Here is a 13,471-nt window from a genome sequence, read left to right as displayed (position 1 = left end):
GACTTCACCGTCTTCGGCGGGCTGATCCGGCCGGTGCGCCTCATCGAGACCCCGCAGGCCCACATCGAGTTGCTGGACCACGGCGGCCCCGGGGTGCGCGTGGACATCGAGCAACTGAGCGCCGAGCGGGCGCGCCTCCAGGTGCAGGTGCAGCTGCGCAACGACGGCGACCAGCCGGCCGTGCGTCAGCTGCGATTGACGCTGCGTGATGCCGCAGGGCGATCCATGGCGCAGCAGTCGCAATCGCTGCGGATCGCGCCCGGCGCGCCGATCACGGCGACGGCGACGCTCGACGTGCGGCAGCCTCACCTGTGGCAGGGGATCCCCGACCCGTATCTCTACCGCCTCAGCGCCGAGTTGCTGGACGCCCGCAGCGTGGCCGACGCGGTGCAGCTGCCGGTGGGCCTGCGCCAGTTCGGCGTCGACCCGCAGCGCGGTTTCCTGCTCAACGGCAAGCCCTACCCGCTGCATGGCGTCAACTACTTCCACGCCGGCCGCCCCGGCCGCGGCGTGGCGGTGGGCCCCGCGGAGATCGACGAGGACCTGCGCCTCCTGATGGACCTGGGCCTCACCGGCCTGCGCCTGGTCCACTACCAGCACCCCGCCTACACCTACGAGCGGGCCGACCAGCTCGGCCTGGTGGTGTGGACCGAGATCCCGCTGAATGCCTCGATGGCGGAGACCGCCGCGTTCCGCGACAACATCCAGGCCCAACTGCGGGAGCTGATCCGCCAGAACCGCCATCACGCCTCGGTCGCCGTCTGGGGCGTGGGCAACGAGGTCTACCGCAGCGACGAGCCCATCCGCGCCCTGCTGGCCGACCTGCATGCGCTGGCGAAGCAGGAGGATCCGTCGCGGCTGACCACCTATGCCCACTGCTGCGCGCCGGATGACCATCCGATGGCGCTGCAGACCGACCTGGCGTCCTACAACCGCTACTGGGGCTGGTACGACGGCGAGTTCAAGGACATCGGCCCCTGGGCCGACAAGCTGCACGCCCGCATGCCGGACAAGCCCATCGGCCTGGGCGAGTTCGGCGCGGGCGCCAGCGTCGTCCAGCAGGAGGACCCGCCGCGTCGTCCCGAGCCGGGCGGGCGCTGGCATCCGGAGCAGTACCAGGCGCTGTTCCACGAAACCTATGCGGCCGAGGTCGCCCGGCGGCCCTTCCTGTGGGGCAGCTTCATCTGGCTGGGCTTCGACCATGCCGCAGCGAACCGCCACGAGGGCGACACCACCGGTCGCAATGACAAGGGACTGGTCAGCTACGACCGGCGCCACCTGAAGGACGCCTATCACCTGATGCGCGCCTGGTGGAGCAGGCAGCCGGTGCTGCACCTGACCAGCAAGCGCCTCGTCCACCGGCCCGCGGGTCCGGTCGACATCAAGGCCTACAGCAATGCGCGCCAGGCGACGCTGGAGGTCAATGGCAAGGGGATGGGCACGGTGGCGGTGGTGGACCGCATCGCCCGCTGGCCCGGCGTGGTGCTCGAGGCGGGCCGCGCCGTGCTCAAGGTCACCGACGACCGGGGCAGCGCCGACGGCGTCGAGTGGGAGATCGGGAAGGTCGGAGAGTCTGCGGAGACCGCGAAGACCGCAGAAACCGGAGAGGTCGGCGGCCCCGCCCGCTGAGCGCGGCAAGCCGCCCAAGCCCCGGGACCGTCGCCGCGTTGTCGCGTGCGTGCCGGTGCCGGGGAAGCTCGTGGACGGTCAGGCGAAGGTGATGCGCAGCGCGCTGACATGCCGGCTGGGCAGGCGCTCCGGCACTTCGACCTGCAAGGCCTGGGCGGTCTGGCGGAATCGCACCGGGCCCGCGCCCAGCAGCTCGACCCGGCGGACCGGGCGGGACTCCTGCGCATTGCCGCTGCGCAGCGACACGATGTTCACCTGGCCCTTGGGTTCGCCCAGCGTCAAGGCGTACAGCGCGCCGTCCCGGGTGGTGAAGCGCAGGTCCTGCGGCGTGTAGGCGGTGTCTTCCTTGAAGGCGCCGCCGGCGGCTTCGGTCGGGCCTTCGCCATGCACCTTCCACGGCCGCGTGCCGTGGATCGCCGGCGCGTTGACCGTCATCCACGCCGCCATCTCGGTCAACAGCCGGTCCGATTCGGGCGGGAGCGAGCCGTCGGCCCGCTGCACCACGTTGAGCAGCATGTTGCCGTTCTTGCTGACGATGTCGCACAGCATGGCCAGCACCTGCGCCGGCGTCTTGTAGCGATCATGCTCGGAGAAGAACCAGTCGCCGTTGGAGGTGTCGGTCTGCCAGGGCAGCGCGTTGATGCCCTCGAGCACGCCGCGCTCGACGTCCTGCACGCCGATCTCGCGGATGAACTCGCCGGACCCCAGGGCCTTGTGGTTGTAGACGGCCTGCATCTCGCCGTTGCGGTGCACCGAGGTGTTGAACAGGTGCGCGATCGCGGCGCGGCCCACGGCGCCGAACGGGATGCCGCCGTCCGAATACAGCAGGTCGGGCTGGTGGCTGTCGATCAGGTCGATGATGCGGCGGTACCAGATCTCGTGGAACTTCGGATTGGTCGTGTACCAGTCGCCGCCGCGGTTGAGGTAAGGCGTGTTGTGCGGCTCGTGGTAGAGGTCGGCGTTCTCGGGCTTGGCGCCGTCGTAGGCCACGCCGAGCTTGGGCCAGAACTGGTCGCACTGGTGGCTGGTCCACCACCAGTTGTGGCTGGCGCCCAGATGCTCGGATACGCCGAAGCGGAGCCCGCGCTTGCGCGCGGCGCGGGACCAGTCGCCCACCACATCGCGCATGGGACCGACCTGGGTGGCGTTCCAGCGGTGGTGCCTGGAGTTCCACAGATCGAAGTTGTCGTGGTGCACGCCCATCGACACGAAGTACTTGGCCCCGGCGGCCACGTAGCGATCCATCAGCGCGTCGGGCTCGAAGCGCTCGGCCTTCCACAGCTTGAGCAGGTCCTTGTAGCCGACCTCCGACGGATGGCCATAGGTCTTGACGTGATGGTCGTAATGCGGGTGGCCGGGCACGTACATGAAGCGGGCGTACCAGTCGCCCTGGCCGGGGACGGCCTGCGGCCCCCAATGCGACCAGATGCCGAGCTTGGCGTCGCGGAACCAGGTCGGCACCGTCGACGCGCGCAGGGAATCGACCGCGGCAGTGAACGGGCCTTGGGCCAGGGGCGGCGGCGTGTACGGCGCGGGCGCCGGGCGCTCGCTGCCCTGGGCCTGGGCCAGGCGGGCGACGCCCAATCCGGCGGCGGCCAGCAGCGGGGTGGCAATGAAAGCGCGTTTGCTCAGATCAGACACAGGGACTCCAGTGGATGTGGGGGTTCCAAGACTGGCTGGCAAGGAGCTGCGCATCCGGTCTTACCAGAGAATAACGATATTCATCTGGTCTTACCACATCTTTACGGGTGTCATTGCCCGGATCAGTACTCGTCGCCTCCCGGGCTCACGTAGCCCGGCGCGAGGTTCTCGAACTTGGTGTTCTGTCGCGCGAAGGCCAGCTTCACCGTGCCGACCGGGCCGTTACGCTGCTTGGCGATGATGATCTCCGCGACGCCCGGCTCCTTGCACTCGTCCTTGGTGTAGTACTCGTCGCGGTAGATGAACATGATGATGTCCGCGTCCTGCTCGATGGCGCCCGACTCGCGCAGGTCGGACATCATCGGCCGCTTGTCCGGCCGCGTTTCCACCGAGCGGTTCAGCTGCGACAGCGCGATCACCGGGCAACGCAGCTCCTTGGCCAGCGCCTTCAGGCCCCGCGAGATCTCGCCCACCACCGTCGCGCGGTTCTCCTCGGAACCGCCGCCGTTGCCGCTCATCAGCTGCAGGTAGTCGATGATGATCAGGCCGATCTGGCCCGAGATCCGCGCCTGGCGCCGCGCTCTGGCGCGCACTTCGCTGGGCGAGAGGCCGGGGCTTTCGTCGATGTAGATCGGCGCGTTGCCGAGCTTGTCGACCGCCTCGGCCAGGCGGCCCCATTCATCGTCCTTCAGGCGACCGGTGCGCAGGTTGCTCTGGTCGATCCGGCCGATCGAGCCGACCATCCGCAGCGCCAGCTGCGCCGCGCCCATTTCCATCGAATAGATGATGACCGGCAGGCCCTCGTTGATGGCCACCGCCTCGCCGATGTTGATCGCGAACGCGGTCTTGCCCATCGACGGCCGCGCCGCCAGGATGATCAGGTCGCCGCGCTGCAGGCCGGCGGTCATGCGGTCCAGGTCGTAGAAGCCGGTGCGCACGCCGGTGACGTCCTCGGCGCCCTGCTCGGCCAGCTCGTTGACGCGGTCCATCAGCTCGACCATCAGCCGGTCCATGCTCTGGAAACCGGTGCCGCCGCGCGAGCCTTCCTCGTTGATGCGGAAGATCTTGCCTTCGGCCTCGTCCAGGATCTCGTTGACCGCGCGGCCAGCGGGGTTCAGGGCGGCGGTGGCGATCTCGTCGGAGGTGGCCACCAGCTTGCGCAGGATCGCCCGCTCGCGAACGATCTCGGCATAACGGCGCAGGTTGGCGGCACTGGGCACGCCCTGCGCCAACGCATTCAGGTAGGCCAGGCCGCCGCACTCCTCGGCCTTGCCGACCGAGGTCAGCTCCTCGAACACGGTCACCACGTCCGCCGGCTTGCCGGCATTCACCAGCTTGCCGATCGCGGCGTAGATCTGCTTGTGCTCGTAGCGGTAGAAGTCGGTGTCGCTGAGCGTGTCCGCCGCCTTGTCCCAGGCGGTGTTGTCGATCAGCAGGCCGCCGAGCACGCTCTGCTCGGCCTCCACCGAGTTCGGCGGCACGCGCAATCGCGCGATTTCGCTGTCGCTGGCACCGGACCCGGGCGTGGTGAAGATCGCGGACATTGTGGACAAGCCTGTGGATGAGCTATTGATAGCGTGTGGGCCGGCTGTGGGTTTCGCCGCCTCGAAAAAGCAGAAAGCCGACGGCTTCGCAGCTGTCGGCTTTCTTTGGGCCTTCCTCCATCGTTGCAGCCCCTGGCGGCGCTGCAAAGCTGGGGAATGTCCGGGGGACGCGCAGAGCGCCCGCCGGATGTATCTAGCGATTACTCGACTTCGGCGACGACCTTCACGGTCACTTCCACCACCACGTCGGTGTGCGGAGCGACGGAGACGGGGAACTCGCCGACGGTCTTCAGCGGACCGTTGGGCAGGCGCACCTGCGACTTGACGATGGCCGTGCCGGCCTTGGTCAGCGCTTCGGCGATGTCGGCGTTGGTCACCGAACCGAACAGACGACCGTCAACGCCGGCCTTCTGCGAGATGGTGACGGTGGTGCCGGCGATCTTCTCGCCCAGGGCTTGCGCGGCGGCCAGCTTCTCGGCGGCGACCTTTTCCAGTTCGGCGCGCTTGGCTTCGAATTCCTTGATCGCGGCTTCCGTGGCGCGGCGCGCTTGACGGGTCGGGATCAGGAAGTTGCGGGCGTAGCCGTCCTTGACCTTGACGACGTCGCCGAGGTTGCCCAGGTTGGCCACTTTTTCCAGCAGGATGACTTGCATGGGGTGGACTCCTTAGACCTTGTGCTGGTCGCTGTAGGGCAGCAGGGCCAGGTAGCGGGCGCGCTTGATGCACACCGACAGCTGACGCTGGAAGAACGCGCGCGTGCCGGTCAGGCGAGCGGGAACGATCTTGCCGTTTTCGCTGATGAAGTCGCGCAGGACGTCGACGTCCTTGTAGTCGATCTGCTCGACACCGGCGACGGTGAAGCGGCAGAAACGCTTGCGCCGGAACAGCAGCGATTGTTGGTTGCGCTTGGGCTTGCGGTCCTTGGAGAACCGACCTTTACCACGTGGCGGGGGCATAGTGACCTCTTGATCTATCCAGATGTAAACGAATCGCGCGACGTGCCGCTCTCTTCAATCCTTGTCAGGCGTCCAGGCCGGTGATGTGAAACACCGTGCCCCGACCTTGCCGCTGGGCCGAGAGGAAGCCGGTGAACACCGTCTTCTCCGCCAGGTCCAGCGCCTGCACCCGCTTCACGATCTCGCCGATGGCCACCGCCTTGATCTCCAGCGCGATCTTGCGCGGAGCGCCGGCTTCGTCGGCCATGGACTCATGCTTGAGCATCAGGTCCAGGGCGGGGAGCCCGGCGGGGGTGTATCGGAGAGCCGCTTTCTCGAGGATCTGCGCCTGCAGCACCAGTCGGTTCATGCGTGCGCGGATCGGCGGGCAGGATTACGAGAACGTCAGGGAGTCGCGCCTGTCAGCTCAGGCGGACGCTTCTTGCGGAGCCTTGCGGGCTTCTTCGCGCTCGACGGCCTTCATCATCACCGACGGGTTCGTCTCGGCCTTGTCCTTGACGACGGTCAGGTGACGCAGCACGGCGTCGTTGAAGCGGAAGCCGGTTTCGATTTCAGCCAGGACTTCCTTGCTGCACTCGATGTTCAGGCACAGGTAATGCGCCTTGGCCAGCTTCTGGATCATGTAGGCCAGCTGACGGCGGCCCCAGTCTTCCACGCGATGCACCTTGCCACCACCGTTGGTGACCAGGCCCTTGTAGCGCTCCAGCATCGCCGGAACTTGTTCGCTTTGATCCGGATGGATCAGCAGAACGATCTCATAGTGACGCATGTGAACTCCTTATGGGTTTCAACGACCGCCGGCACCGGCATCCGAAGATGCCCTGCCCTTGGCCTGAAAGCCGGACCCCAGCGTCAACTCCTGGGCCCGGCAAGGGAATCGCGGATTCTAGTCGAGCCCGGGGGTCGCCGTCCAGCGCCGGGCTGCGGACGCGGCGGATTCAGGGCGCGGCACCCGTCACCCGCCCCTGCAGCGCCCGGGCCGTCGACGAAGGCGGCGGGGTCAGCAGGCTGACCGCCACCAGCGCCGCCACGCCCGCCGGCAGGCCGAACAGCGCCGCGGCCATCGGCTGGATGCCCCACCAGAGCTGCGGCTCGCCGCCCAGGCCCAGCGCCTGGCGCAGGCCGGCGTGCGCGCCGACCATGTAATACAGCGTCACCCCCAGCCCGACCAGCATGCCGGCGGCGGCGCCCTGCTTGTTGGCCCGTTTCCAGAAGATGCCCGCGACCAGCACCGGCACCAGCGTCGAGCCCGACAAGGAGAACGCCGCCGACACCAGCAGCAGGATGTCCGCCGGCTTCTGCGCGGCCACCGCCGCGGCCGTCAGCGCGGTGGCCAACAGCAGCGCCTTCGAGATGGTCACCCGCTGCGTCATCGATGCGCGCGGATTCATGACCCGGTAGTAGACGTCGTGGGACAGCGCACTGGAGATCGTCAGCAGCAGCCCGTCCGCTGTCGACAGCGCCGCGGCCAGCGCGCCGGCCGCCACCATGGCGGCCAGCACATGCGGCAGCCCGGCCAGCTCGGGCGTCATCAGCATGACGACGTCGCCGCCCAGCTTCAGCTCGCCGAGCTGCAGGATCCCGTCCTGGTTGATGTCCTGGATGCTCAGCAGGCCGGGATCGACCCGCATCCATTGCTTCATCCAGCCCGGCAACTCGGCGATCGGCGTCCCCACGAGCTGATGCAGCACCTCGTGCTTGAGCATCACCGCCAGCGCCGGCGCGAACAGGTAGAGCAGCGCGATGAAGAACAGCGTCCAGGCCACCGAGGTGCGGGCCTCCGCCACCGTCGGCACCGTGTAGTAACGGGTCAGGATGTGCGGCAGCCCGGCGGTGCCAACCATCAGCACCAGCACCAGCGCAAGGAAGTTGCGCCGCGACAGCGAGTAGGCCTCCTGCTCCGCCGGCGTGCCGTCGGGATCGCCGGCGAAGGGGCGCGCATGCGGCGGCATGCCGGCCAGCGGCTCGGCCCGCTGGTGGTTGGCGACCACGGCGCGCTGCCAGAGCTCGCGGGCCTCGGCTTCGGTGCGCGGCAGCGCGGCACGGACCTTCTCCGCCGCCTGGATCTGCGCCAGCGGCGCATCCTCGGCCTTCAGCCGGGCGATCACCTGGGAGACACGCTGGCGCTCGGCGTCGAGCGACTGCGGCAGGCCGGCGATCAGCTGCTGGAAGTCCTTCGCGCGCTGCTCGTGCAGGCCTCTGACCTGCAGTTCCTTCGGATCGTGCAGCAGTTGCTGCTCGCGCGCGGTGATCTCGCGGACCTCGCCGCCCGCGGTGAACTGCGGCAGCGGGAAGCCGGTCTGCTGCGTGGACAGCCACATCACCGGCACCACGTAGGCCAGGATCATGATGATGTACTGCGCCACCTGGGTCCAGGTCACGGCCCGCATGCCGCCGAGGAAGGAGCACACCAGCACGCCGCCCAGGCCGACGAACAGGCCGATCTCGAAGGTCAGGCCCGTCAGCCGGGTGGTGATCAGGCCGATCGCGTAGATCTGCGCGACCAGGTAGATGAACGACACCAGCACTGCCGCCGCCGCGCCCATCACGCGCAGCCCGCGACTCTCGAAGCGGGCGGCAAGGAAGTCCGGCACGGTGAAGCCGCCGAAACGGCGCAGGTACGGCGCCAGCAGCAGCGCGACCAGGCAGAAGCCGCCGGTCCATCCCAGGACGAAGGCCAGGCCGCCGTAACCCGCCAGGTACAGGCTGCCCGCCATGCCGAGGAAACTCGCCGCACTCATCCAGTCGGCGCCCGCGGCCATGCCGTTGTAAAACGCCGGGACGCGCCGGCCGGCAACGTAATACTCAACCGGGTCAGTGGTGCGGCTGAAGACGCCAATGCCGGCGTAGACCAGCACCGTCAGCAGCAGGAAGGAAAAACCCAGCCACTGCTTGGGCATGCCCATCCGCTCCAGCACGCCCAGCGCGCCAACAAGCAGCACGAAGCCGATCGTGTAGGCACCGTAGTTGCGGTGGAGCCGGCGGCGGAACGCGGCGTCGGACGGGGGGGTGGACATGGGTGGGGATCATCGCCGGCTTGGCGGGGAGACACATCCACAACTTCCCCGGTCCTGCTTCACTGCGTCGGGCGGCGCGCTGGCCGCCAGGTCGCGGGGCCTTGGCGGCGAGCGCCAAAACCCCGCGACCTGCCGTCCCCCATCACTGTCGTCCTGCCACCGATTGGGAGTGGGGACTGCCATGAGAAACGGCCCTTGCGGGCCGTTGGTGGGGTGCGGTGGGGTCAGCGCTTGGCGAGGCGCTGCCAAGTGTCGACGACGGTGTCCGGGTTCAGGGACAAGGACACGATGCCCTCGGCGGCCAGCCATTCGGCGAAGTCAGGATGATCGCTGGGACCCTGGCCGCAGATGCCGATGTACTTGCCAGTGGCTCGGCAGGCCGTGATGGCGCGCGAGATCATCGCCTTGACCGCCGGGTCGCGTTCGTCGAAGTCGCCCGACAGCAGCTCCAGGCCCGAATCGCGGTCCAGGCCCAGCGTCAGCTGCGTCAGGTCGTTGGAACCGATCGACATGCCGTCGAAATGCTCCAGGAACTGCTCGGCCAGGATGGCGTTGCTCGGGACCTCGCACATCATGATGACCCGCAGGCCATCCTGGCCGCCCGCGGCCGCGCGCTTCAGGCCGCGCTCGGCCAGCATCGCCACGACCTTCTCGGCCTGCCTGACGGTGCGGACGAAGGGCACCATGATCTCGACGTTGGTCAGACCCATGTCGTTGCGCACGCGCTTGAGCGCCTCGCATTCCATCGCGAACGCGTCCTGGAACTCGCCCGAGATGTAGCGCGACGCGCCACGGAAGCCCAGCATCGGGTTCTCTTCGTCCGGCTCGTAGCGCGAGCCGCCGATCAGCTTGCGGTACTCGTTGCTCTTGAAGTCGGACAGACGCACGATCACCGGCTGCGGCCAGAACGCGGCCGCGATGGTCGCGATGCCCTCGGCCAGCTTGTCGACGTAGAAGGCGCGCGGCGACGCATGGCCGCGGGCCACCGACTCGACCGCCTTCTTCAGGTCGTTGTCGATGTTCGGATAGTCCAGGATCGCCTTCGGGTGGACGCCGATGTTGTTGTTGATGATGAACTCGAGGCGCGCCAGGCCGACGCCGCTGTTGGGCATCTGCGCGAAGTTGAAGGCCAGCTGCGGATTGCCGACGTTCATCATGATCTTCACCGGGCTGTAGGGCATCTCGCCGCGGTGCACCTCGCTGACCTCGGTCTCGAGCAGGCCGTCGTAGATGAAGCCGGTATCGCCCTCGGAGCAGGCCACGGTCACCAGCTGGCCGTCCTTGAGCTTGTCGGTCGCATCGCCGCAGCCGACCACCGCCGGGATGCCCAGCTCGCGCGCGATGATGGCCGCGTGGCAGGTGCGGCCGCCGCGGTTGGTGACGATGGCGCTGGCGCGCTTCATGACCGGTTCCCAGTTCGGGTCGGTCATGTCGGTGACCAGCACGTCGCCGGGCTGCACTCGCTCCATCTCGGCCACGCTGTCGACCAGCCGCACCGGGCCGGTGCCGATCTTCTGGCCGATCGCGCGGCCCTCCGCCAGCACCGTGCCCTGGCCCTTGAGCTTGAAGCGCTGCTCGACCTGGCCTTCGGCCTGGCTCTTCACCGTCTCCGGGCGCGCCTGCAGGATGTAGAGCTTGCCGTCGTTGCCGTCCTTGCCCCACTCGATGTCCATCGGGCGGCCGTAGTGCTGCTCGATGATCAGCGCGTACCTGGCCAGTTCGATGACGTCGTCGTCATTGAGCGAGTAGCGGTTGCGCTGCTCGACCTCGACCTCCACCGTCTTGACCAGCTTGCCGCTGGCCGCCTTCTCTTCCGGGGTCGAGAAGGTCATCTGGATCAGCTTGGAGCCGAGGTTGCGGCGGATCAGCGCGAACTTGCCGCGCTGCAGCGCCGGCTTGTGGACGTAGAACTCGTCGGGGTTGACCGCGCCCTGCACCACCGTCTCGCCCAGGCCGTAGCTGGAGGTGATGAAGACGACGTCCTTGAAGCCGGACTCGGTGTCGATGGTGAACATGACGCCGGCGGCGCCCAGGTCGGAGCGCACCATGCGCTGCACGCCCGCCGACAGCGCCACGTCCGCGTGGGCGAAGCCCTTGTGCACGCGGTAGCTGATCGCGCGGTCGTTGTAGAGCGACGCGAAGACTTCCTTCATCTTGTGCAGCACGTCCTCGATGCCGACGACGTTCAGGAAGGTCTCCTGCTGGCCGGCGAAGGAGGCGTCGGGCAGGTCCTCGGCGGTGGCGGACGAGCGCACGGCGAAGGACGCGTCCGGGTTGCCGGCGGTCAGGCGCTCGAATTCGGCGCGGATGGCCGCTTCCAGGTCGGCCGGGAAAGGCTGGGCCTCGACCCAGCCGCGGATCTCGGCGCCGGCGGCGGCCAGGGCGCGCACGTCGTCGGTGTTCAGGTCGGCCAGGCGACGCTGGATGCGGGCATCCAGGCCCTCGTGCTTGAGGAAGTCGCGGAAGGCATGCGCGGTGGTCGCGAAGCCGCCGGGGACCCGCACGCCGGACTGGGCCAGCTGCGAGATCATTTCGCCGAGCGAGGCGTTCTTGCCGCCCACCGACTCGACGTCGGTCATCCTCAGTTTCTCGAAGGGTACGACCAGGGCGGTCGCCTCGAAGCGTGCATCAGACATGGGAAAACTCCGTGATGTTGAGAAACCGGGGCTCCCCGCGCGCTCCCGAGCGGGCCGGCGCGGCCGGCGGCTTCGAGGGAGACGGGCATGGCACGGCGCACGACAGGTCTTGTCGATTCTTGTGGGCGTCGCGGCGTGGCGTTCATGCGGTGGGCAGGGGCAAGTTGCGGGCGATTCTAGTGGGAGGCCGATCTATGATGTAAGCCCTCGTTCGGGGCCGGGCCGGTGAGATCCACCGGCGAAACTTCTCGCTTCGGCACGCGGCGTGCCCGCTTCCGCGAAGGCTCCCCGACCGGTTTCAAAGGCCTGACATGACCCAGCACACCGTCTACTTCGTCTCGGATGGCACCGGCATCACCGCCGAAACCTTCGGTAACTCCATCCTGGCGCAGTTCTCGGTCAAGGCCCGCCATGTGCGGCGCCCGTTCATCGACAGCGGCGAGAAGGCGCACCAGCTGGTGCAGGAGATCAACGAGACCGGCGAGCGCGAAGGCGTGCGGCCCATCGTCTTCGCCACGCTGGTGAACCGCGAGGTGCTCAACGTGGTGCGCCAGGAGTGCAAGGGCCTGGTGATGGACATGTTCGGGACCTTCATCGCGCCGCTGGAGGATGAATTCCGCATCAAGTCCAGCCACCGCGTCGGTCGTTTCTCCGACGTCGCCAAGAGCCAGGAGTACCACGACCGGATCGAGGCGATCAATTTCTCGCTGGCGCATGACGATGGCCAGTCCGCGCGCAACCTGGATTCGGCGGACGTGATCCTGGTCGGCGTGAGCCGCTGCGGCAAGACGCCCACCTCGCTGTACCTGGCGATGCAGCACGGCATCAAGGCGGCCAACTACCCGCTGATCCCCGAGGACTTCGAGCGCGGTCATCTGCCTTCGCTGCTGGTGCCCCACAAGAAGAAGTGTTTCGGCCTGACGATCGATCCGGAGCGCCTGGCGCAGGTGCGCAACGAGCGCCGCCCGGGCAGCAAGTACGCCGACCTGATGAACTGCCATTACGAGGTCCGGGAGGCGGAGACGATGATGAAGAAGGCCGGCATCAACTGGCTGTCGTCGACGCACAAGTCGATCGAGGAGATCGCGACGACGATCCTTCGCGACATCCGCCCGGACCGGCTGATGTATTGAGCCCGGCGACGACGGATGCCGGCTTCCGCGCTGGCCCTGGTCGTCGCGGCGGCGCTGATCCACGCGCTGTGGAACTTCGCCGCGAAGAAGGCGCAGGGCAACCATCACTTCGCCTGCATGACGGCGCTTGGCGTCAGCCTGCTGTGGCTGCCGGCCGTCTTCGTGGTCGGGCTCGACGAGCTGCCCGGCTGGGGCTGGCGGGCGTGGATCGCCACGGCCGCGAGCGCCGTCGTTCACCTGGCCTACTTCAACGCGTTGCTCGCCGGTTATCGCGCGGCGGACATGACGGTGGTCTATCCGGTCGCGCGCGGCAGCGGACCGCTGCTGTCCTCGCTCGTGGCCGTGCTGCTGCTGGGCGAGCACCTGGGGCTGGGTGGCGCGCTGGGCCTGGCGGGCGTGGTCGGCGGCATCCTGCTGATGGCGGCGGGGCCCGCCTTCTTCGCCAAGGACGCGGCGAGCGCCGATCCTGAGCGACAGCGCAGACGCAAGTTGGGCATCGCGTGGGGCGCGCTGACCGGCGCGACCATCGCCGCCTACAGCGTCATCGACGGCTACGCGGTGAAGGTCCTGGCGCTGTCGCCCATCCTTTACGACTACTTCTGCAACCTGCTGCGGGTGCCGGTCAGCCTGCCGGCGGTGCTGCGCGATCGAGCGGCATTCCTGCCGGCGCTGCGCCGGCAGTGGAAGCATGCGCTGGTGGTGGCCATCGGCTCACCGGCGGCCTACATCCTGGTGCTCTACGCGATGAAGCTGGCGCCGCTGTCGCGCGTGGCGCCGGCGCGGGAGCTGTCGATGCTGTTCGCCGCGCTGATCGGCGGGCAACTGCTCGGCGAAGGCGAACGTGGCTGGCGCATCGCCGGGGCGGCGCTCATCGCGCTCGGCGTGGCGGCGCTGGCGGTGGCGCGTTGACCACCC

General features: G+C 68.2%; 11 protein-coding genes. 3 read left to right on the top strand and 8 right to left on the bottom strand.

What is annotated here, in order from left to right; translation table 11 throughout:
- A partial coding sequence (locus FUT87_RS18600) for a glycoside hydrolase family 2 TIM barrel-domain containing protein (RefSeq protein WP_147241983.1) occupies positions 1–1,629 on the top strand: 1,629 nt, incomplete at its 5' end.
- A gap of 78 nt (positions 1,630–1,707) precedes the next feature.
- On the opposite strand, the gene FUT87_RS18595 is transcribed toward FUT87_RS18600, so the two are convergent.
- From FUT87_RS18595 to ppsA, 8 genes are all read right to left on the bottom strand, one after another.
- Positions 1,708–3,270: an alpha-L-fucosidase gene (locus FUT87_RS18595; RefSeq protein ID WP_147241982.1), complete on the bottom strand. Its 1,563-nt coding sequence runs from the start codon at positions 3,268–3,270 to the stop codon at positions 1,708–1,710.
- Between the two features lie 122 nt (positions 3,271–3,392).
- A complete protein-coding gene (gene dnaB / locus FUT87_RS18590) occupies positions 3,393–4,814 on the bottom strand; it encodes a replicative DNA helicase (protein WP_091723049.1) in 1,422 nt (473 codons plus the stop codon).
- A 200-nt stretch (positions 4,815–5,014) separates the two neighbouring features.
- Positions 5,015–5,467, bottom strand: a complete 453-nt coding sequence (gene rplI, locus FUT87_RS18585; protein ID WP_147241981.1) for a 50S ribosomal protein L9 — start codon at positions 5,465–5,467, stop codon at positions 5,015–5,017.
- A 12-nt stretch (positions 5,468–5,479) separates the two neighbouring features.
- Positions 5,480–5,770, bottom strand: a complete 291-nt coding sequence (rpsR, locus tag FUT87_RS18580; RefSeq protein WP_067062534.1) for a 30S ribosomal protein S18 — start codon at positions 5,768–5,770, stop codon at positions 5,480–5,482.
- 64 nt (positions 5,771–5,834) lie between these two features.
- Positions 5,835–6,119: a primosomal replication protein N gene (priB, locus tag FUT87_RS18575; RefSeq protein WP_091723040.1), complete on the bottom strand. Its 285-nt coding sequence runs from the start codon at positions 6,117–6,119 to the stop codon at positions 5,835–5,837.
- A gap of 57 nt (positions 6,120–6,176) precedes the next feature.
- Positions 6,177–6,539: a 30S ribosomal protein S6 gene (gene rpsF, locus FUT87_RS18570; RefSeq protein ID WP_091723036.1), complete on the bottom strand. Its 363-nt coding sequence runs from the start codon at positions 6,537–6,539 to the stop codon at positions 6,177–6,179.
- Between the two features lie 169 nt (positions 6,540–6,708).
- A complete protein-coding gene (locus FUT87_RS18565) occupies positions 6,709–8,787 on the bottom strand; it encodes a sodium:solute symporter family protein (RefSeq protein ID WP_091723030.1) in 2,079 nt (692 codons plus the stop codon).
- Positions 8,788–9,011: 224 nt separating this feature from the next.
- Positions 9,012–11,423, bottom strand: coding sequence for a phosphoenolpyruvate synthase (gene ppsA, locus FUT87_RS18560; RefSeq protein WP_091723027.1), 2,412 nt, complete (start codon positions 11,421–11,423; stop codon positions 9,012–9,014).
- A 311-nt stretch (positions 11,424–11,734) separates the two neighbouring features.
- On the opposite strand from ppsA, the gene FUT87_RS18555 reads away from it, so the two are divergent.
- Both FUT87_RS18555 and FUT87_RS18550 read left to right on the top strand, forming a co-directional pair.
- Positions 11,735–12,556 carry a pyruvate, water dikinase regulatory protein gene (locus FUT87_RS18555; RefSeq protein ID WP_091723022.1) on the top strand — a complete coding sequence of 274 codons (822 nt, stop codon included), beginning with the start codon at positions 11,735–11,737 and terminating at the stop codon, positions 12,554–12,556.
- 15 nt (positions 12,557–12,571) lie between these two features.
- Positions 12,572–13,465, top strand: coding sequence for an EamA family transporter (locus FUT87_RS18550; RefSeq protein WP_147241980.1), 894 nt, complete (start codon positions 12,572–12,574; stop codon positions 13,463–13,465).
- Positions 13,466–13,471 lie beyond the last annotated feature (6 nt).

The sequence above is a fragment of the Mitsuaria sp. TWR114 genome, from assembly GCF_007997345.1.
The sequence above is the reverse complement of the archived record's forward strand: the minus strand, read 5'-3'. Positions and strand labels throughout refer to the sequence as shown.